Raw genomic sequence first — 21,097 nt, forward strand, 5'->3', positions numbered from 1 at the left:
GCATTGCTCCTCAAGCAGTTCTTCACCATACGGAGAGGTACCGAAGTGGCCATAACGGGGCCGACTCGAAATCGGCTGTACGTCTAATAAGCGTACCGTGGGTTCGAATCCCACCCTCTCCGCCATAACTAGTCCATAATATCCAATAGTTACAGACATGTAATAGCTAATCTTTTCTCAGATAATCCTCAGATAGACAAACATAATTGTCCGATCCAGACAATGCGATTTCGTATAATGTGTCCCCCGGCTGTCCTCGGGGAGAGAGGTTTCGCGGCCGCCAGGAATGACGACAAGGGCCTGCCGGCAACCTCGGAGGAACCTCCCATTTTTTTTTAAAAGTAATGATCAGAACCGAGTGGGTACCCAAGGCTTGCACGGGTTTCCCGGGAGAAGCCTTGGGCGCACTTCCTTTAAGGAACAGAATTGATCTTTTGAGGAAGAGGCCGAAAACGAAGACACAACTGAATGCTTATGCGGGTGCTTCGCCAGGTTCACCCCTCATCACCAAGCACTTCAGCAGGACCAGCCACAATCATCCGGCAAAATGACGAGATCACACCGATACGCGATTCCCTTTCCCTCGAAAGAAAACTGCCGAAAACACTGAAGCGGTCAGAGGCTCGAAAGAAAAGGGGGAAAAGCCGGCAAAAGGGAAACCGTTCGTAAGGTTGACCGTGGAACTGATTAAAAGCAAAGCGTATCTCGACCTCCCACCGAGCGCAGACAAAATGCTGGTTCATTTCCTGTCCAGGCCCGGGTGACCCCATGACCTCCGGGTAAATCTCCTGTAGAAATCAGGAATTCCCCTATTGATAACGGTCTCTGTTCCGGTTTAGTTATAACGGGTGAGGATTGGTCTTGATCGTTCTCGTGTGAGACCTGTGATTACTCAAGATCGAACAGAATCTCTCGGGATAGCAGAAAGTGCTTGAAGACCGGCAATATTGCGCGGGTGTCTCATGCTCTGTTTTTCATAATTTATGCTGCACCAGCGGGGGACCGGAGTGAAATGCATGGATCTTTTGCCTCAGACGGTATTCGAAGCAGACAGTGAAGGCCTGATAAGATTCATCAACAGGATCGGATCGGAGATCCTAGGGTATCCGGATGGGGAGATGAGGGAGATGAAGATCTTCGATCTCGTGGTCCCCGAAGAAAGACAGGAAGCGATAGAGCGTTTCAGGAGAAAGGCTGAAGGATATTTGACCGACCCTTCCAACTATACGATCAGGCGCAAGGACGGCTCCACGTTTCCTGCCATTGTCTATTCCACCCCGGCAACGTTCTCCGATGGTACTATCGGGCTCAGGGGGATCATGGCGGACATAACGGTCCAGAAAAGAACGGAGGAGCGCCTCCGGGAAAGTGAAGAGCGCTTCCGAACCCTTTTTGATGCCGTACGCGATGCTGTTTTTATCAAGGATACCGAGCTCAGGTACTCCAATGCCAATCCCGCAATGTCAGACATGACGGGAATATCCAGGGAAGGGCTGATCGGCGCGACTGATGGGGACCTGTTTGACGAGGCAACGGCCGGATGGATAAAGGAGCACGATCTGCGGGTCCTCAGGGGCGAAACGGTTGAGACCGAGAACACAATCGCCATCGGTGACCGCACGGTGCTTGCCCATGTAATCAAGGTCCCCATGCGGGATTGCGAGGGTCGGATTAAGGGTGTTTGCGGGATCGCGCGTGATGTCACCAGGCGCAGGCAGATAGAAAAAGCGCTTGGCGAAGCGGACAAGAAGTACCGCACGGTGATCGAGCATCTGAACGAAGGTGTTGCCATCGTGTCCGGCGACAGGCACATCTTCGTTAATCAGTTCTTTCTTGACATGTTCGGTTTTCAGAACAGTGATGAAGTGCTCAATGGAGAACCTTATTCGTGGGTCCATTCCGATGATCGCGGGATGGTCATGGAAAGAAACCGCAGGAGACAACAGGGGGATGAAGAATTGCCGCATTACCGCTTCAGAGGTTTGCGTACGGACGGGAAGGTCATCAGTGTGGATGTCTCCGCGGCAGGTATGATACTTGGGGGGGAGAAGGTCACGCTCGCATTTCTCCATGACATCACGGAGAGGGAGTTGGCCGCGCAGCGTATCGAGGCGGAACGAAGACGGCTGTTCGACATCATAGACTTCCTTCCCGATGCCACGTTGGTCATCGACAACGATAAGAGAGTCATTGCCTGGAACCGGGCCATGGAAAGCTTAACGGGGACAAGGAAAGAGGATATACTGGGAAAAGGCGATTACACTTACGCAGAAGCCTTCTACGGGGAAAAAAGGCCGATGCTCATCGATGCCGTCCAAGAAGAATATCCGGGAATGGAAGACAGGTACGAGTTCATGAAATGGTCGGGACAGGAGCTCTATGCGGAAGCCGTCGTGAAAATGATGAACGACCAGAAGCAAAGGCATCTCTGGGGAGCCGCAGCACCCCTGTTCGACATGGATGGGAACAGGATAGGAGCGATAGAGTCGATACGGGATGTCACGGAACAGAAAGAACTCGCAAGTCAGTACCTTCATTCCCAGAAAATGGAGGCCGTCGGGAACCTGGCCGCCGGAATAGCCCACGATTTTAACAACATTCTGTCCGTCATCATGGGCTATTCCTCGTTGCTTCAGGCACAGAACCCTCCCGACGATCCACGCCACTCTTACGCCGGAGAGATCCTCGCGGCCACGACGAGGGCAAGCCATCTGACGAACAGTCTCCTTGCCTTCAGCCGCAAGCAGATGATGGACATGAAACCTGTGGAACTCAATGGCCTCATCATGGATTCGAGAAAACTCCTTTCACGTCTGCTTACGGAAGATATCGAGTTCGTCGTGGAACCAGCCTCGCAGGACGTTGTAGTAATGGCAGACCGTTTCCGGATAGAACAGGTGTTGATGAACCTGGTGTCGAATGCCAGGGACGCCATGCGGCACAAGGGAAACATTACGATCCGCATCGAGCGCCGAGATGTCGATGGAACGGTGGCCAGATCGGGCCGCCTTCAGGAAGGCAGGGAATATGCCGTGATCTCCTGCACTGACAGCGGTTCGGGAATGGACAGCCATGTCATCGAACACATATTCGAACCCTTCTACACCACGAAGAAGACCGGCAGGGGCACGGGCCTGGGGCTTTCGATGGCCCTCGGGATCGTCGAGCAGCATGAGGGATACATCCATGTCGAAAGCGAACGGGGCAGGGGAAGTGTTTTTTCGGTGTATATTCCCGTTGCGCGGCAGTCCGCCGCGGCGGAAGAAGAGAAAGAGGCCCATCGCCTGGAGGGAGGCGGTGAGACGATCCTTCTTGCCGAAGACGATCCATCGCTGAGAACATTTACGGGAGACCTTTTGAAAAGCTACGGTTATACGGTGCTCGAGGCAGCTAATGGCGAGGAGGCCGTCGAGCGGTTCAGCCGGGAGAAGGACCGGATCGACCTCCTGTTCCTTGATGTTGTGATGCCCGGCAGAAACGGAAGAGAGGTCTATGACGCGGCACGCTCCGTCAGGCCGGATATCAAGGTACTCTTCTACAGCGGACATACCGATGACGTGATCCTCCACAGGGGGGTCTCGGCGGGTCAGTTTCTTTTTCTGAAGAAGCCCGTTTCCCCTGAGGATATGCTCGCAGCGGTAAGGAAGGTGCTGAAGGAATAGGGAAAGCCCAAAAGGCACATATGAAAAGGGGTGTGGTGGAATGGAAGATCGAGGGGGCTTGATCAAGGGGAGACCATTGCCCGGCAGCAGACCGGAGCTGGTCGAAGGATCAGAAGAGGGAAGAAAGGAAACAGGTTCCATTGCGGGCGGAGCGGAGAAGTTCAAGCTTCTCTTTGAGAAGGCCCCCGATCCGGCCCTCGTGATGGAAGGCGACATCTTCGTTGAGTGCAATGAAGCCGCCGTGCGGTGCATGCGCTGCCCCGGCAAAAAGAGCCTGATCGGGCTTCATCCATCGGCCATATCGATGCGGAATCAGCCCGATGGACGTTCCTCGTCGCAGAAGGCGAGGGAACTGATGGATAAAGCCCTTCGGGACGGGGTGGTCCGTTTTGATTGGAAACACCGTACTTTCGATGGCGATGATCTGTGGGTCGACGTTTCCCTCGTCGCCATCCCGATGGAGGGAAAGAGCATACTGTACACGGTGTGGAGGGATATTACCCGGCGAAAGAAAGCACAAGAACTGGAGAAGGCCGAGCTAGGAGTCAAGTCGGCACATCTGGAGGAGATGAATGCTGCCCTGAAGGTGTTGATCAACGAAAGAAAGAGGGACAGTGCCGAGCTTGAGGAGAAGATAGTCACGAATATCAACAGGCTGGTGGTTCCTTACATCGAAAAACTGAAGAAATGCAGCCTCCCACCCTATTCCATGACGTATGTCGATATCATTGAAGACAATCTCAGGGATTTGGTCTCTCCCTTTCTGCAGAAACTCGGCCTGAAATGCGCCTTTCTCACGCCGACCGAAATGCGGATAGCCGACCTGATCAGGAGCGGCAGGTCCACGAAACAAATAGCCGAGGTCTTGAACATGGAGCCTGGGGCGGTCAATTTTCACAGAACCAACATCCGAAAGAAACTGGGGATAAACAAAGTGAAAATCAATCTCATGTCCTACCTTTCGTCACTTTGACATAAGTTTTTTCCTTAGATAGAGCATATGGTTTTCTTGCATTAAGCAGAACCCTTCCAACCCGACAATAATCAAGTGCATAGTCAGTGCGGGCTACCGCCAAAGATGCATAAGAAGTGTTCATATGCAGTCACTACAATTAAGGAGGAGGACCATCATGAAGCTCGGAAATTTGAGGATCGCAGTCAGGCTCAGTGCAGGTTTCGGTATTGTATGTGTGTTGCTTGTAGTCATGATCGTTCTGGGGATCATAGGTCTTGGTTCCATGCGTGACAACATAGACGATATCGTCAAGCAGGGTAACCTGAAGGTGGAGCTGGCCAAGAGCGCCTCGGCCTCCATATCGGAGATCGTGGAGGGCGTTCTCGTTATGACGTCACTTGATAATAAGGATGTCCGGGAAAAAGCAAACGCGAAGATCGCAGCTGGCAGATCGGCCTATAAGAAGGCCATAGAAGACCTGTCGAAAATAGACACCTCCCAGAAGGGAAAGGAGCTTGTGCGGAAGGCCCTCGACAGTCTGAACGAAGGAAAGGGGTCAAATGTGAGGATAGTTGAACTGGTAAACGCGGGTAAGCTCAGAGAGGCCGCCCAGTTAAACATAGACAAGGCGAGACCGGCGACGGAGAAGGCGCAGGGCGCCCTGGCTGAACTCGTAAGATATCAGACCGATCAGATGAACGAGCTTTACGACGGGGCGATAGCCACGTACGGCAATACGCGCAACATCCTCATCGGCATCGGGCTTTTCGCGGTGCTATTTTCTGTTTTCACTGCCCTCTTCATTACGAGGAGCATCACTGCCCCCGTGTCGCACGCACTCAATGTGTCCAATCGCCTTGCCGAGGGTGATCTCACGGTGATGGTGGAAGCCGGTACGAAGGATGAGATGGGCCAGCTTCTGGAAGCCATGCACAACATGGTCGCAAAACTCCGCAGTGTTGTGGCCGACGTGAACGGAGCTGCAGACAATGTCGCCTCCGGAAGCCACCAGATGAGCTCCACTTCCCAGGAGATGTCGCAGGGAGCAACAGAACAGGCTGCATCGGCGGAAGAGATATCCTCGTCCGTGGAACAGGCAAGCGCCAACATAAAGCAGAGCACCGACAACGCTCACCAGACAGAGAAGATAGCGCTGAAGGCCGCCGCCGACGCAAAGGAAGGCGGAAAGGCGGTGACGCAAACGGTTGTGGCGATGAAGGACATCGCCACGAAAATATCCATCATAGAGGAAATAGCACGGCAGACGAACCTCCTCGCCCTCAACGCCGCTATAGAGGCCGCCCGTGCGGGAGAGCACGGCAAGGGGTTCGCCGTTGTCGCGACAGAGGTAAGAAAGCTCGCCGAGAGAAGCCAGACGGCGGCGGCGGAGATATCGAAGCTTTCTTCCTCGAGCGTAGAAGTGGCCGAGAAGGCAGGCGATATGCTCACAAGGATAGTCCCCGACATCCAGAAAACGGCAGAGCTCGTCCAGGAGATCGCGGCTTCGAGTAACGAGCAGTCCGTTGGCGTCGAGCAGATCACCAAGGCCATCCAGCAACTCGACCAGGTCATCCAGGAGAACGCGTCGGCAACGGAAGAGATGGCGTCCACATCGGAGGAACTCGCCAGCCAGGCCGAACAGCTTCAGAATACCATGTCATTCTTCAAGGTCGACGGCGCCGGAAAAAAGGCTGTCTCCGTGCAGAAGAGCCCGGTAAAGGCAAAGAGCGTTTCCTTTGCCGCAACCCCCGGAAGAATGCCTCTCGCGGCAGAGCCTTCGCAAGGCATCCACCTCGATCTCGGGCGAAACGCCGACCATGACGTATTGGACAACGAGTTCGAGAGGTTGTAGAGACAGTTTCCTATGAAGGAGGATAAGATGAGCATTCTTTCTGGTGGTAACACACGGCAGTACCTGACCTTCCAGGTGGGTAGCGAAACCTTTGGCATAGACGTTGCGAACGTGAGGGAGATACTGGAGTTCAAGAGCGTGACAAAGGTCCCCCGGAGCCCCGAGTACATGCGGGGCGTCATCAACCTCCGGGGATCGGTGGTACCCGTCTTCGACATGCGCCTCAAGTTCGGCATGTCAGCAATGGAAAGGACGATCAATACCTGCATCGTCGTCGTGGAGGTCTCATGCGACGGTGAGGACATCATAATAGGGGCGCTCGTCGACTCCGTGCAGGAGGTCTTCGAGCTCGAGGCGGGACAGATAGAGCCCGCCCCGAGGATAGGCACCCACCTGAGGACGGAGTTCATCTCCGGCATGGGCAAGAGGGACGAAAGGTTCATCATCATCCTCGACATAAACAAGGTCTTCTCCGCGGAGGAGATAACATCCGCCCACGAGATGACGGAAACGGAACAAAAGATGGCTGCGAACGCATAAAGGCGGTCTGAATCGCTTGAATCGATTGAACGGCAGAAACGAAGAATGGAAGGAAGGGAATGCAGCCCGGCTCCGCGTCATACCGGGGTCGGGCTGCAGTAGTGGATGTCACGGTTAGCGAGCGCCTCTCAATGCGCCATCAGCATTCGTGATGCTTCCGTAAGAGCCAGCGCTGGGCAGATACGTCATTCGGCACCAAAAACATGATCTCTTATAAGACCCGACGTTGCAGGACGGAATCAGATCCTTCTATCCCTATGCTGTCTCTGTCATAACAGCGGGCAGTCTCTCCGTGCAACACCGTTTATCCCGGACAAGCGCGAAAAAGAACCACACCAGCTTCCGGGAAAGGGCGATGAGCACCTTCACCAAAGCCGTTCCCTTTTCAATGGGCGCCGCGTGTTTCCCGTTAAGCGGTATCCCCTCCTTCGCCTGAACGGTGGCAAGAATGCGGAGGATGTGCCTCAACACCGGTCGCCCCCCTACGAGATGCGGACCTTCCCTCGGTGCGTTCCCGAGTTCATACTGAAGAGGCTGAATCCCGCCAGCTTGAATACCTCCTTGCACAACGTGTACCGGAGGAGTCCCCCGTCTTCCCGAAGATGGTCGCGGTGCTCCTCACAATCCAGAGAAATTGCGAACCAGTCACCCGGTCCACGATTCAAGGCCACATCAAAAAAGGTAATGGCAGGCTTTGTTCATCTTTGGGTGATCAGACTATCTCGTTCTTTTCGACATGGCGGTATTCGCCGGGGTTGAGGTCTCCCAACCGCAGCTTGCCGATACGCACTCGCCTGAGTTTCAGGACGGGATGCCCCAGGGCGTCTCCCATTTTCCTGATCATTCTGTTCTTCCCCTCATTGATAACGATACTGTACCACGCATTTGCCGGTGATCTCTTGACGAGGCGGACCTCATCCGCCTGATAGAGTTCACCCTCCACCCGGATACCCTTTTTCATCATTGCCACCGATTCCTTCTGCAGCAAACCCTTGAACTTGACGAGATATTCCTTGCTAACACTGTATCGGGGGTGCATTACGTAGTTGGCGAGATCGCCATCATTGGTGAAGATTATGAGACCTTCCGAATTGTAATCGAGCCTTCCTATGGGAAAGAGCCTCAGATCGTGTTTGATGAGGTCTCTGGCCAGTTTTCTCCCCCGGGGGTCCTTGAGGTCCGATATGTAGCCCTCGGGCTTGTTGAGCGCTATATACACCTTTATTGCCTCGGCGCTCACAACCTGCCCGTCGACGGAGACACGGTCCTGAGGACCTACCTGCAAGGACGGAGAGACAGCTGCGGCATCATTGACCTTGACCTTGCCGGCACGTATCAACGCTTCTGCATGCCTGCGGGGAAAGGGACCGACACGGGCGAGGAATTTGACCAGGCTTTCCATTTGACCCTGCGAACCAGAACTACTTAGTCCTTATAAGTTTCGACTGGTTTCAGTATCTCCCTCTTCAGCACGGGCTTGACGATCGTCGTGGTGTGGCTGACTTTCCGGTACATCTTGAAAGTGATATTCTCTCGCCCGGGAAGGGGATCGGCCTCGATCTCTATGACAAGGTCCTCGGGCTTATCGATGGATAGCATTGCCGTCTTCTTTACCATATTCCGTTCGGCCAGAGCTACGAGGAAGGTATCGTTGTAATAGAAACCCTTTTTGTAGGATGCCGTTATCTCGTGCTTGCCTGTCGTCAATGGCAGTCGGTACTGATGAGATTTATCAAATCGTATCTCGTTGCCGTCGATCCGCAAAGTGAAGTCGATGGGCGCTATGATATTAAACTCCGCCTTTCTGAGCGTATATTCCAAAATGGGGTTGTCCTGCGTTTCGAAATTGATTATCGCATTGCGCTCATCACGGCCCTCCGTCTTATGATACACGGGCTTGTATATGACATCGCAGGAGACCGTCTGCTCCTTCTTCCTTGCCTTGTATGGCACGGTCACTTCCGTCACCATCGTGGCGTAAGGTTTTCCCGCGATGCTGGTGTCGAGAGCTATATCTTCCCAGTTCCTGTCGATCTTGTAAAAGGAAAGCTGAATCCTGTCCCCGGTCACCTTATATGTCCCGGCTATTATGACATCAATCCGGTCACGCTTCAGGTAATCTTCAATCGTTGCATTGTACTCGTTGTATTCGCCTGGCAGATATGCAAAGAGAGCGGGGCTTATCGCCTTACCCGCGGCTTTCATCCTCTTTTTCTGAAAAAAAACCCTGTTCACTTCCTTTCTGATCCTCTCCGAGAACCGGGTCAGGTTGTGGTTCTCATCAAAGAAGTCATGAACGTAAACGACAACATGCTTTTCCGGTGAATAGGGTTCCACCACTTTTGTCAGCAACGTAAAGATGGGGGGGAACAGCAGCGCATCATCATAGTTCAGTTTCTTGATGGTGACCGTGTCCATCCCGATCTCCCTGTTCATTGTGATGATCTCACAGACGCTCCTGGAATCGTACATCTCAACTATAGCGCATTGACCGATGGGATCCACTCTATTCGTGTCTCCCTGGCGGAAAATGGTGAGAATATCGCCCTTTATGACCCCCGAACTGCCCCCCAGGTTCGTGAAAGCCTTATCGCCTGTGAGCATCTTGAACTTCTTCTCAAGACTGCCGGTGATCTGTCCCACCACCATGTCGTTCCCGCCGGCGGCAAGACAGTTGGCCGATATAAAAACCGATAAGCATACGATGACAGCCAGTATCGCTTTCATTTACCCCTCGTTCCTGTAAACGTTTTTGACTACCCTCGGCGTGATAAAGATCAGCAGTTCCGTCCTGTCGTCCAGCTTTGCCTCTTTCTTGAAGAGCCATCCCAGCAGCGGAATGTTCTTCAACCCGGGAATGCCGTTCTCGCTCGATCCTTCCTCGCGCTCATATATTCCGCCGATGACCGCTGTTTCTCCATCCTTCACATAGAGCAGCGTGGATGCCTGTTTCTTGTCTATCGTAGGAACTCCCTCTGAGGTATTCACAAAATCCGCCTGATCCTTCTTTGCCAGTATCTCCAGCCTGATGTAACCATCCTTCGTTACGGAAGGTGTGACCTCAAGCCCCAGGACGGCTTCCGCAAACTGGGTCTGGGTGCCTGATTGCGAGTACGTCTTGTAGGGGATCGATTTACCCTGCTGGATTATTGCCTTCTTGTTGTCCGAGGTGATGACCTTGGGATTGGAGAGAATCCTTCCCCTTCCCTCATCCTCGAGGGCGGACAACTGCACATCCAGTTGGAAGGCATCGGTGGCGCTTCCTATGAAGAACCCCAGCGTTCCTCCGCTCCCGGCGCCCACAGCGGCAGGAAGGTTGAGATTATACGGTATGACATAACCGTTGGACCTGAAACCAATAAGGTTTGTCGTCGCCACCATCGTTCCCGATCCTTCCTCGGTCGCGGATGAAAAGCTTCTACCGCCCGATATCATCACTTCCTTGTTTCCGAGAAGTTTCGATGTCTGGTCCGAACGAACTCCCCACTGTATCCCCAATTCCCTTGAGAAATTGGTGGTTGCCTGCACGATCTTGCAGTCTATCTGTATCTGATTCGGTTTGGTATCGTGCTCCTTGATGATCCGGATCATGTTTGCAACGTTCTCTCTTGTATCCCTGATGATGAGCGCGTTGTTCCAATGGACCTGCGTAATCGTCCCGAACTCGGACACGAAGCCTTTCTTCTGTGCTCCCGGAGTCGCGGCATCGGACCCGCCCTTGAGCATCTTCTCCATGTCGGAAGGGCTTACATAGCTCAGGTATATCGTCTCGGTCACGAATTCCTCGCCCATTTTCTGTCTCTCGAGACGGTCCTTTCTAAAGGATTCCCTCTCGCCCATCTTTCTCTTTATTTCATCGTCGTATTCCTTGACGGTGACAACACGGATAATCTTGTCCGCCTCTATCTTCCTCAAACCCCCCGTTTCAACCACCAGTTCCAGCGCCTCATCCCAGTAAACGTTGTCGAGCTTCATCGTAATTTTGCCTTTTACGGCATCCGATATTACGATATTCTTTCCCGCAACCTCCGCAAGGATCCTGACGACGTTCCTCACGTCAGCATCCATGAAATCAAAAGAAACCTTTGAAGCCGAGGATGGTCTTCTCGCTGATTGGCTGAAACACAATAAGGGTATAATTAAAAGTAACAGAAAAAATAATACCACCATTTTTCTACTCATATTTCACCCTTCAGTTTTTCGAGGGGATATCAACAACGATCTTCTTTGTCTCCCCTCTTGTCTTATGGCCAACTACCATATTGCTCGCTGAAACGTCCATCACCCACATATTCTTGTTCAGGTGGTCCCCTTTCCGGAAGAAGATACCCTTTCCCTGCATGTCTTCCATCATGGCGATCATCGTACCGGTTCCGCTCTTGATGACGCCGACGAACCGCAATTCCTCGAGCTCATAGCCGACCTTATCTGATCCCTTCTTCTCCCTCGATGACCTGATGCTTGCACCCCTTGATGTCTTCGCCTTCAGAAGCAGGATAGGCTCAAAGGGATTCCTGCCCTCCCCGTCGTATGCAAAATCTTCCACGTTGAACTTCTCCGCGGCCGCCTCCTTTTTTACGGGCGGCGCCTTGGGATTCTGCGCGTAAGCACAAGAAACACCCAGCAAAAAGCAAACGCTGAATATGAGACTACTTTGCACGCGGGACATTCGCCTTTTTCGCTCCTTTTGCCGGTGGTTTTTTTATGGGCTCCCTCAAATATACATATGCATTGGCATTGCATGATCCCTCGAGATGAACGTTGTTCGGGGGACCCTTTGCCTCCACCGTAAAGTCGGCTACGCTGATAATACGTTCCAGCTTTCTCACTCCATCCAGGAAGGATGCAAGGCTGCTGAATCTTCCCTGGAACTTGATCTCGAAAGGCATTTCCGAATAGAAATCCTTGTGTTTCATCTGCTTGGGCTCAAACTGCTTGACCTTCAGGCGTGTTTCCTCCGTGACAGAGGTCACGCTCCTCAAGAGGTTCGGGATGTCCTTCGATTCCGGCAGTTGTCTCATGACCTCCTGGAGAAGCTCCTGCATTTGCTCATACTCCTTGCGATGTTTTGCAATGTTCTGCTGGATGCTTTTGAGCCTGCCCAGTTCCAGCTGTACCTCGTGGTATTCCCTCTCCACTTTCGCCTTCGTTTCGAGCTGAGGCACCATCAGAAAATAATAGAGGGCCGCCAGCACAACGATCACAAGCACCACCATGACGATGAGAATATACTTCTGAGGTATTTTCTCTATCTTTTTTCCAAGACTCTTCGGCTCAAATCCAACTCTCATAACGACATATTCCCCTGAACGATGAACTTCTTGATCACGAGACCCTCTTCGGTCACGTCCTGAATGCTCTTCAATTCAACATTCTTCATGTAGGGCAAACTCGATAGGGTTTCCATGAAGTCCGATATCGATTCGTTGACGAGTGATCTCCCCTCTATCTCGAATTTATCGTCCTTCTTCTTGAATGATTTAAGCCATACCCCCTCTTTCATCGTCACTGAAAGGTCAAAGAGCGATCTTGCCGCAAGCGCCCTGCCAGCCTTCAACTGGTTGACCACCTTTATCCGTCGCTCTATCTCTTTCTTTGCCGCCTGTATCCTCTGGTATTCCTTGTAGAAGGGCTGCAGTTTTGCCAACTCCTGCCGTGTCGCCCTGATGTTTCGTTCATAATCACCGATATCCCGCTCATTGTAGACGTAAAAGGACCAGAACAATATATTGCCTATGATCAGCATCAGCACAAACGTGACAATATTGATCTTGAGGGTGCTCGTTCTTGATTTCTTGTAGGGTAAGAGATTAACCTTTATCATATCATCCCATAAGATCCGTTACCCGGGTTGACAGGTAGACGGGGACCACCATCGCCTCTTTGAGTTCCCCGTATAAACCCGCCTGCGCTCCCGCCTGGACAAGGAGAAAAGGATCGATGACCTCCACGGGGATGCCTGTTTCATCGACGATCTTTTCCTTGATCCCCGGCAGAAGCGAAGAACCTCCCGTTACGAAGATCTTTCCTATGGTCTCCTTCGGTTTTGTCGCAAGGTAGAACCGGACTGTCTTGTTTATTTCCGACGATATATTGAAGATAAAGTCCTCAAAGAGATACACCACATCGGAGTCAGCGGCGATCTTCTTCTCTTCCGCTTCTTTATACTTGACCTTGATCGACTTTTGTATCTGGCTGGTGAGGTATTTCCCACCGATCAGGATCTCACGGGTGAATTCTATATTCTCACCGTTCAGGATGGCGATATTGGTGACCGATGCGCCTATGTCGACGATAAGGACGGAATGTTCCTTCGGGGCATATATCTGTTCCACAACGTTCGATATGCCGAACATGTCTACATCCAGTATCTGCAGACTAAGCCCGGCCATATTGAAGGTGGCGATATAAGCGTCTACTATCTCCCTCTTGACCGCCACTATCTTCACATTCATCATGTTCTGTTTCTCGGGATCCACGCCGATAACATAATAGCTGTAATAGATGTCCTTCATGGGGAAAGGAATTGCGTTCTCCACCTCGACGCTGATCATGTTCTCCAGCGCTTCATCGTCCATGAAGGGAACGGTGATCTTTTTCGAGATCACGGAATAGCTCGACAGGGCGCAGGCCACGTTCTTCGACTTGATGCTGTTCTCTTTGAACATTCCCTGCAGTTCCTGGGCAAGGAAATCAATGTCAACGATATGGCCGTCGCTGATGAGTTCCTGCTCGTAGGTCTTTTTGACTATATTCTGAATTGAAAAGACGCCCTTGACATTCTTCAAACCGCACATCTTAATGGATGTCGTGCCGATATCGATGCCCACAATCTCATCCATCTGCTTGATGACAAAACTGCTGAACATTCCCGATTCCTTGATGGACTCGAAAAGGCCTCTTTTCGTCTTATACTTTTTCTGCCTGGTGTCGGCAACCACCGGGGCAAGCTCTTCCTGCAGGAGCGGTCCTTCCTCCTTCTGGTCCTCCGTGGGTCCCGTATCGTCGGAACCTGCATAAGCACCTTTCTGCTCACTGTACTGCATGGAAGGTTCCGCCTGAGGCGTTTCCGCAGGAACGGGTTCAGGTACAGCGATCTCGCCTCCGCCCGGTCTCGAAGAATCAAAGGCAAGGATCAACACGGGTACCCCGATGATCAGCGTGGTGATCCCATACAGCCAGTAGCTCTTCCCCAGCCTTTCGGCGATGCTGCCCCATATATTGATCGTCGAGTATATGCTGATGGGAAACACAACAAGCCCCAGAACATTCCAGGCTGAAACGCCTCCGCATCTGCACATGAGCACCATATTGTAAAAGGGGATAAGATAATGCCAGAAAGAACCGACCCCGAATTTGTTCCCAATCCTGTAAAGGACGAAACTGCTGAACAGATAGAGCACGATGGGCACAACAAGGAAAAAGGTCCCTAACGCTTCAAATGGATTTGCCATAGTCACCCTGTATGCGGTTCATGCGCCCGAGCTTCCGGGCAACAATTTCCCTTGATGTATCAGGTGCAGCAGTCGTGTCATCTCCCGGTTGGTCAGCAGGGAACTATGTGCCCTGACCGATCACCGGATAATATACTGGGCTATATGCCGCCCTTTTGGGGATGGAACGCAGTTTTTATAACCCCTATCATGCTGAAAAGCTAGCAGAAGCCCATTTTTTTGTCAACAGTTTTTTACCTACATTTTTTTCCAGGTTAGGCCTCATATTAATTCAAGTTCCTCACGTTTTACTTGTAACGCCACGATATGACAAGGTAAAGAAACGTGAGATATTATGGACACGATGCAATTATTTGTTTGTAATGGCTAATAAAATCAAGCAATCATGCTTAGTGCGGGAGAAAGAGCTTGAATGATCATTTTTGATTGTCTCCGGCCTTCTTTTCACGGGACGGTTTTTGGAAATCGACCTTAAGGCTGTAGTTTGTGACTCCCCCTTTTCCATCGCTGACCTTCGCCTTGATGATACGCTCCCCGTAGTCGCTCTCCTTCAACTGCCATCGGATCTCTCCGGTCTGAGGGTCTATCGTCATGCCCTGCGGAGCATCCTCAAGGCTGTATGATAGTGCATCACCATCCTGGTCGACACCCTTCACCTGGTAGGAAAAGGTATTACCTTCAATCTTCATGTCCTGACCCTCGACTACCTTCGGCGGCGTATTCTGGACCAGGAAATCGAGGATCTTTGATGACCCAACCTTCCCGTCCTGTACAGGCGTGACCTTGACGGTAACCCTGTCGCCCCGTTTGAATCCGCTCAGGCTGTCGCTTCCGTCCCCTGCGGGTTGACCATTGAGGGTCCACTCAAATCTGTACATGACCTCATCTTCGTCCCCTGCGGGCCTGTCGACAACGACCCTGATGATGTTTTTGTTGCCTGCGGATTCCAGCTGCAGCTTCGCCTTCCCCATGGCAACGCCCGGATCCGCAGATGTTTCCGATGCGGCCTCGGTCGCCTGTCCGCCGGCGGCTGCTTCATCGCGGGGAGACTGCCGGGTTGGTTCCGACGGATTCCTGGTCAGGAATATGTACAGGACCACGAGAACGGCCAGGATGATAATGACCATGACAAGGAAAATCCTTTTACTGCCCCTCCTGGTCACGGACGATGGGGAGGGCTTTATGGTTCTTATGGGTCGTCTAGTAGGCATAGAGGACTTCGATATTAGCGCGTTCACTCGTGCTGTTCTGGGGCCTCGCGTCTGTCACGATCGTGTAGAGAAAGGGAAAGTGCTGTATCTTGATAATGGATGATGCGTCATCCACCACGCCGCTCGCCGTCTCCAGCACCGTCCCTGTCCTGTCAGAATTGCCGGTTACGGTATCGACAACCTTCATACTGACTACGAGGGGCTTTGTGGAATCTGACCAGCCCTTCAGATTGAACACTATATCGCTGTTCACCGTGGCGTCGGGGCCACTATCACAGGTTCCACCCGGCCAGGTGGACGTAACACCGGAAAGTTTGGCGCTGAAACAAGCGTCCTTCCCCGAATCTGCCTGGATCGCCGAGAGAACGTCGGCAACCACCATGCCGCTCACCGCAGTCGAGAGGTCTGTTCCCGATATCACTCGGGGCAAAATGTCTTTAGTCAGAATATCGATGGCGCCGAGAGAAGCCTCCTTGGAACTTTGGTACTTTCTCTGCAGACCCGAAACCTCCGAACCTGTCATGGCATAATACATGATGGCGGCAAAGATCCCCGCAGCAACAGAAACAACGACCAATGCCAGCACAAGGGCAACACCGGCATCCGTCCTGTGCTTTCCGGTAATTTGTCGAGGTGTCATCATATCCCTTCTTGAGTCCTTTTCAGTAAAAGCTCTTGGGTTTGATCACGAGAGTATGGACCTTCCAGCGATAGTGGTCCCAGTCCGTGCCGAAGGCGGTGAGATTCACACTGGTCCCCAGTGCTGCTGTCGGACCGACGGTGATGGGATTCGCGCCTCCATATTTGAATCTCCTGTCCATTATACCCTCATGGGTGAGTAAGTAGACCCGCACCTCCTTGACCTGTTCCTTGATCGCGAGTGCGTCGAGGCCGGATATGTCATTTACCGGTGGATCCTCGGGAACACCATCAAGATTGGTATCGAGCCTGAAAACGACCTGCATATTGGCAACGCACTCTATGAGGGGCAATTCGTTGGCTGTCACGTCCACGGCCGCACTTTGAGGCAAGGCGAACTTGACCAGCGATCCCGTGCCTGATGCGCAGTTGGGATTGGCAGTCGAAGGCTTCTTCACATAATAGTCTGCCCTGTTAAAGGGTCTGACGGGGATGTTCGTATCGTCTATGCCAAAGGCGAGATACCGCTCTCCAGTGCTGGTCGATGGTTGAAATGCAACGTCCAGCGCCGACGTAACGTATTGGGGCGCGTATGCACCCGCCGAAACGATCAATTGTGCCCGTCCCCCAAGAGTTGAACGGGGTTTTATGACGACCATGTAGTCCCTGCCGTTCACCATGTCGAGGTTGACATCGTTCCAGATGTGCACTGTCGTGCCGGTTATATTGGTCCACTTTCCGGCGGCGCTGTTTATACCGACAGCGGGAGACCTGATGACCAGATAATCCGAATTTGCGATGTAATCCGTAAACGAGCCCACGTTGTTGCTGTGCGCCAGGGCCTTGGGGACGTTAGGTGCATCGTTGAACTGTTGAGAGGGATTACTTGTGGCCTCACTGTAGGTCCCGGGCGCGCTCTTGAACTCGTCGGCCAACCCGAATCCGGCATTGGACACATCGCTTCTCATCATCTCCATGCCCAGGGTTGATTCGAACTGGCCGGCTACGATCGCAGCCTGCTGTCTTTGTCCCCCGATAAGGCTCTGCAGGAGCTGCATGCTCATTGCCATGACGATCCCCATGATCGCTATGGCAATGAGCAGCTCCAACAAACTGAATCCCTGTTCGTCCTTTCTCATATAGCTGCTTTCACCTCATGCGTCGGTGCTGATAATGGAAGCCGCGTCGTGCCGATGCCCTATGTTCCGATGGCTCCAGGTGACTTTCACCTGGACCGCAATGCTGCTGGCCGCCGTGGCACCCGTTGGAATAATGTTCCGTGCCGTCCAATTGACGGTATAGGACACATCGATGTTTCGAATCCTCCTTACTTCAGGAGAGGTGATCACAACCGAATGGCCCTGGACGTCGCTGAATCGTGCGTTGCGCAGGGTTTCCAGCGTTGATTCGGCTATGCGCATCGCTTCATTGCGCATCTGGTTATCCATATTGATCCTCATGTAATTCGCCAATCCATCAAGCATCGCCATGAGACCAATGGAGAGCACAAGCATGGCAACGAGAAGTTCAATAAGCGTGAACCCTTTCCGGTTTTTTTTAATTACAGGCAGCGACATTGCACCCTCCTGCTGCACCGTTGTATTGACCCATTCTGATCCTCGTGGGTGCCACGACTATGCAGTTGGTCGTCGGCTTGAGATTCACCGAAGGTATACAGATCGCCCCCTGTCGCGTGGCAATACCCCGGGAATCGAAGACCGCCATACCGCCGGCGAAATTATTCTCGATCGCCTCGCTTCCGGGATCGATATTCCCAAAGGTAAAAGGAACAATCGCTGTTCTCTCAAGTCTTACCGTATCGGGCGGAGTCGCATCCTTGGCATTGTTTCCATTGGTATCCTCAACCACCTGGTACTTGTTGCCTGCCAGACCAAATTCCATAAAATGCGTCCTGTTGGTGTTCATCGCCATCATCCTCATGTTCATGAGGTCGTTATAGATCCTTTTTGTCTGGTTGTGAATCCTGTTCTTCCTCACAAAACCCGACATGTTCGGTGCCGCAATCCCGGCCAGTATGGCAATCATTGCAACAACAATAAGAAGTTCTATGAGCGTGAAACCCTTGCACGTTTTCATCTTTCTCTCATATGCAATATCTTTCTTATCGGCTTCGGCGGACCCAATAAGGAGAAGCCTCCTCCAATGTTCACGCCCTGGCCGACTGCCATTGCTTTTCCTCCGGCAATGGTCAGGGCCGATGAACCGCTGGCCGTCTTCAAAATAGGTGTGGCGATCTGACCGGTGGAGAGCTGTGTCACCACCATTCCGGAGAGGGCCGACGCTGGTGGGGCACCGCCGTTATCATACCAGGTCGCCCACAGATACGTGTAACCCCCCATGGAACAGATGTCAGTGGATGGCGAACTTGTCAGAAAATAGACGACACCGTTGTATGAGGCCACGGGCTGGGCCAGGACACGGTGAGCCTTGTACCCCGAATCAGGCGTCGGGAAATTGATATACCAACCGAGTGCCGTGGGAGAAAGATTTGACGATGAGCCTGTCTGATTCTGGAGATCTCCTACAGTACGCGTGATCGTGCACGTCACGTTCATCATGTTGGTCGATGACGTGTAACAGGGTTCCATTATTCCATAGAACGCCTGCTGGCTGTCGGGGTCGTCAATTGTCGCCCCATCGTCAAGACGGTAAAAATACCGGCCCGTGCCGAAATAGAGCCAGAGCTTTCCCTTCCTGCGGTCCTGTAATTTGGTCAGACTTGTCGTAACGGGGCCTATATTGTCTATAACGGTACTGGCGGCCCAGTTCGCCGGATTGGGATCGTTGCGCGTCATCAGGCGAACGACACCGCCCTTTGTCCATGCCGTGGTGCCCTTCCTCGTATACCCCATATAGATCACATCGTCGGAATATGGCGTGGCACCCGATGCATTCGGATCGCCCCTGTCCACGTCAAAAGATGAATTCGCCAGGCTGGCGCCGAATGCCTTCTCGATACCCGTATCGATGACGGTTACCGATGACTTGGGACCGCTCAAAAGATCGAGGACAAAGAATTTCAAATTCTGATCCGAGGAGCCCATGAACTGATGGTAGGTTGTATTTATGGGACCCGTGGAACCATTCGCGAAGACCGCATACCACTTTCCATTCTTGGAAGGGTCCCCTACCCGCACGATGGCGGGACCTGTCGTGGAAAATCCCAGATCGTCCCGGGAAAACTCCCAGAGCAGGACGGGGTTCGTAGGGTCCGTTATATCGAAAGCAAAATAGGAGGAAAAACCCGCTCCCGTGATGGGTGTCTTTACGCAGTCATCTGTTGTGCTGCAGGTTGAGGTGCTGTCACGGCACGCGCCCCCCATGCCCATCCCGCCGATAAGAATGGTCCGCCAGCTTGATCTCGTCTTCGTGTAGCTCGCGTCCTGGCTCAAGGAGCCGCCCGCGTTGACGCTGGCATCGACAATGACCACGGGCTGGTTCACGTAGAACACATGGCAGTAGGTCGCACTCGTGAGATATTTGAGATACGGCAACGCACCCCTCGGCACGTAAGCCCACCGCTCCGTCCCAAGCGCCACGTCCACTGTCTCCAGGCGCGCAGCTTCCGTGCTCGCCAGGTTGCTGAAGGTGAGCTTGCCCAACTCGAATGCGTGGAGCATGCCGTCATTGGCACCCACGAAGGCCATTCCCCTTTGCTTGTAGCTGCCCGTCGAATTGCCGGCGGCATCGACATCGTTGACGTACTGATAGTACGTGCGGTCATTATACCCCTCTGATGGATACAGGTGATAGGAGTTCAGAGGAAACGACGCCTTGAGGCGGGGTGTGGACGAAACAATATCGCCCAGCTTCCAAACGTGCGTGCCGGTGCTGCTGGCGTACGATGTTGTCACCGTCCTGTTCCGGTAGCCCGCGATGTCATAACCATGAATGTAATTGACAATGTTCTGGGCCGTTGTGGGGTCGCCCGTTGCCTGAAGATAGGTCTGAAGAGTCCCGTTCGAGGTGGCCTCTGCTGTGCTGAAATCAATGCGATTTGTCCCGTCAACAGTGGTATAGATCGTGCGGGGTGACGTTGCCAGGTCCCTGGCCCACAATATGATACCGGCCTCCCACAGGTTCCTGGTCTCGTCAAGCTCAACGGGAGAAGGGTTGTCTTCCGTCCCCTTCTGAGCACTCGCGTTGGTTTGGTACCTTCTCACCCGCGTTTTTCCCAGACCCACATCGAATTCATACTCAATGATGTCATCACTGAAAATATCAAGGACATTGTTGCGGACCGTGTCCTCGCGGATGGTGCTGTTGCCTATCTGGGGATCGATGTAGTACCAGAGGTTCTGCATCTCGCCGGTCCAGTCAATCTCCGCGTCATCGAACATCCGCTTGGGAAAGAAGAAGGCTTGCAGGATGTTGGCCCCACTGCCTTCAGCGGATGCGAGGACCGACGCAGCCGTGCCCGAAGAGGCGCGTCGAAGCATGTCAAGCAAAGCGTTCTCGAGCTGGGTGGCCATCTGATTGCCGTCATCGGCCTCAAAATAGTTGTAGGGCACGTTCGCCTTGCTCTTGTCCCACTGGACACACTGGGCATCCCATCGTGTCGGATAGTCGCACTGGGTCAGGGGAAAATTTATATACCGGCTGTCCGTGGAAGGCCAGGTAGTATACGGATACGGATAACTGCTGGTCGACGAAGGGTCGAACCCGCCGAACATGGCCGTCGCCTTCATGGCGTTCTTCCCTTCCGTTCCGGTTCCAAAAGCGTATACGGTGTAAGTTGTAACGTTCTGGCTCCCCGTCAGGTC

Annotated in this window: 18 protein-coding genes and 1 tRNA gene; 5 read left to right on the plus strand and 14 right to left on the minus strand. The window is 52.8% G+C overall.

Annotated elements, in window-relative coordinates; translation table 11 throughout:
* The first annotated feature begins 31 nt into the window (after positions 1 to 31).
* From PHC90_11255 to PHC90_11275, 5 genes are all read left to right on the plus strand, one after another.
* Positions 32 to 125, plus strand: a tRNA-Ser gene (locus PHC90_11255).
* A gap of 891 nt (positions 126 to 1,016) precedes the next feature.
* The gene (locus PHC90_11260) at positions 1,017 to 3,662 is read left to right on the plus strand and encodes a PAS domain S-box protein (GenBank protein ID MDD3846922.1); all 2,646 of its coding nucleotides are present in this window, start codon (positions 1,017 to 1,019) and stop codon (positions 3,660 to 3,662) included.
* Positions 3,663 to 3,738: 76 nt separating this feature from the next.
* Positions 3,739 to 4,635, plus strand: coding sequence for a LuxR C-terminal-related transcriptional regulator (locus tag PHC90_11265; protein MDD3846923.1), 897 nt, complete (start codon positions 3,739 to 3,741; stop codon positions 4,633 to 4,635).
* A gap of 157 nt (positions 4,636 to 4,792) precedes the next feature.
* The gene (locus tag PHC90_11270; protein MDD3846924.1) at positions 4,793 to 6,469 is read left to right on the plus strand and encodes a methyl-accepting chemotaxis protein; all 1,677 of its coding nucleotides are present in this window, start codon (positions 4,793 to 4,795) and stop codon (positions 6,467 to 6,469) included.
* 27 nt (positions 6,470 to 6,496) lie between these two features.
* The gene (locus PHC90_11275; protein MDD3846925.1) at positions 6,497 to 7,009 is read left to right on the plus strand and encodes a chemotaxis protein CheW; all 513 of its coding nucleotides are present in this window, start codon (positions 6,497 to 6,499) and stop codon (positions 7,007 to 7,009) included.
* Between the two features lie 255 nt (positions 7,010 to 7,264).
* On the opposite strand, the gene PHC90_11280 is transcribed toward PHC90_11275, so the two are convergent.
* The 14 genes from PHC90_11280 to PHC90_11345 all read right to left on the minus strand — a co-directional run.
* Positions 7,265 to 7,480: a hypothetical protein gene (locus tag PHC90_11280; GenBank protein ID MDD3846926.1), complete on the minus strand. Its 216-nt coding sequence runs from the start codon at positions 7,478 to 7,480 to the stop codon at positions 7,265 to 7,267.
* 241 nt (positions 7,481 to 7,721) lie between these two features.
* On the minus strand, positions 7,722 to 8,411 hold the full coding sequence (locus tag PHC90_11285) for a pseudouridine synthase (GenBank protein ID MDD3846927.1): 690 nt from the start codon (positions 8,409 to 8,411) through the stop codon (positions 7,722 to 7,724).
* Between the two features lie 23 nt (positions 8,412 to 8,434).
* The gene (locus PHC90_11290) at positions 8,435 to 9,736 is read right to left on the minus strand and encodes a hypothetical protein (protein MDD3846928.1); all 1,302 of its coding nucleotides are present in this window, start codon (positions 9,734 to 9,736) and stop codon (positions 8,435 to 8,437) included.
* On the minus strand, positions 9,737 to 11,179 hold the full coding sequence (gene pilQ, locus PHC90_11295; protein ID MDD3846929.1) for a type IV pilus secretin PilQ: 1,443 nt from the start codon (positions 11,177 to 11,179) through the stop codon (positions 9,737 to 9,739).
* Positions 11,180 to 11,201: 22 nt separating this feature from the next.
* Positions 11,202 to 11,555 carry a hypothetical protein gene (locus PHC90_11300; protein ID MDD3846930.1) on the minus strand — a complete coding sequence of 118 codons (354 nt, stop codon included), beginning with the start codon at positions 11,553 to 11,555 and terminating at the stop codon, positions 11,202 to 11,204.
* A 103-nt stretch (positions 11,556 to 11,658) separates the two neighbouring features.
* The gene (pilO, locus tag PHC90_11305; GenBank protein MDD3846931.1) at positions 11,659 to 12,300 is read right to left on the minus strand and encodes a type 4a pilus biogenesis protein PilO; all 642 of its coding nucleotides are present in this window, start codon (positions 12,298 to 12,300) and stop codon (positions 11,659 to 11,661) included.
* Positions 12,297 to 12,833 (minus strand): PilN domain-containing protein, encoded by a 537-nt coding sequence (locus PHC90_11310; protein ID MDD3846932.1) that lies wholly within the window; start codon positions 12,831 to 12,833, stop codon positions 12,297 to 12,299. The genes pilO and PHC90_11310 overlap by 4 nt, the downstream gene beginning before the upstream one ends.
* Before the next feature lies 1 nt (position 12,834).
* The gene (pilM, locus tag PHC90_11315; GenBank protein MDD3846933.1) at positions 12,835 to 14,463 is read right to left on the minus strand and encodes a type IV pilus assembly protein PilM; all 1,629 of its coding nucleotides are present in this window, start codon (positions 14,461 to 14,463) and stop codon (positions 12,835 to 12,837) included.
* Between the two features lie 416 nt (positions 14,464 to 14,879).
* Positions 14,880 to 15,590 (minus strand): putative Ig domain-containing protein, encoded by a 711-nt coding sequence (locus PHC90_11320; protein ID MDD3846934.1) that lies wholly within the window; start codon positions 15,588 to 15,590, stop codon positions 14,880 to 14,882.
* 73 nt (positions 15,591 to 15,663) lie between these two features.
* Positions 15,664 to 16,317: a hypothetical protein gene (locus PHC90_11325; protein ID MDD3846935.1), complete on the minus strand. Its 654-nt coding sequence runs from the start codon at positions 16,315 to 16,317 to the stop codon at positions 15,664 to 15,666.
* A 19-nt stretch (positions 16,318 to 16,336) separates the two neighbouring features.
* A complete protein-coding gene (locus PHC90_11330) occupies positions 16,337 to 17,452 on the minus strand; it encodes a prepilin-type N-terminal cleavage/methylation domain-containing protein (protein ID MDD3846936.1) in 1,116 nt (371 codons plus the stop codon).
* Between the two features lie 15 nt (positions 17,453 to 17,467).
* Entirely contained in the window at positions 17,468 to 17,890 is a 423-nt protein-coding gene (locus PHC90_11335) for a prepilin-type N-terminal cleavage/methylation domain-containing protein (GenBank protein MDD3846937.1), read from the minus strand.
* A complete protein-coding gene (locus tag PHC90_11340) occupies positions 17,871 to 18,410 on the minus strand; it encodes a prepilin-type N-terminal cleavage/methylation domain-containing protein (protein ID MDD3846938.1) in 540 nt (179 codons plus the stop codon). Before PHC90_11340 ends, PHC90_11335 begins: the two co-directional genes overlap by 20 nt.
* Positions 18,407 to 21,097: hypothetical protein (locus PHC90_11345; GenBank protein MDD3846939.1), on the minus strand; the 2,691-nt coding region annotated here is incomplete at its 5' end. The genes PHC90_11340 and PHC90_11345, both read right to left, overlap by 4 nt.

Source organism: Syntrophorhabdaceae bacterium, assembly GCA_028698615.1.
Classification (GTDB): domain Bacteria; phylum Desulfobacterota; class Syntrophorhabdia; order Syntrophorhabdales; family Syntrophorhabdaceae; genus Delta-02.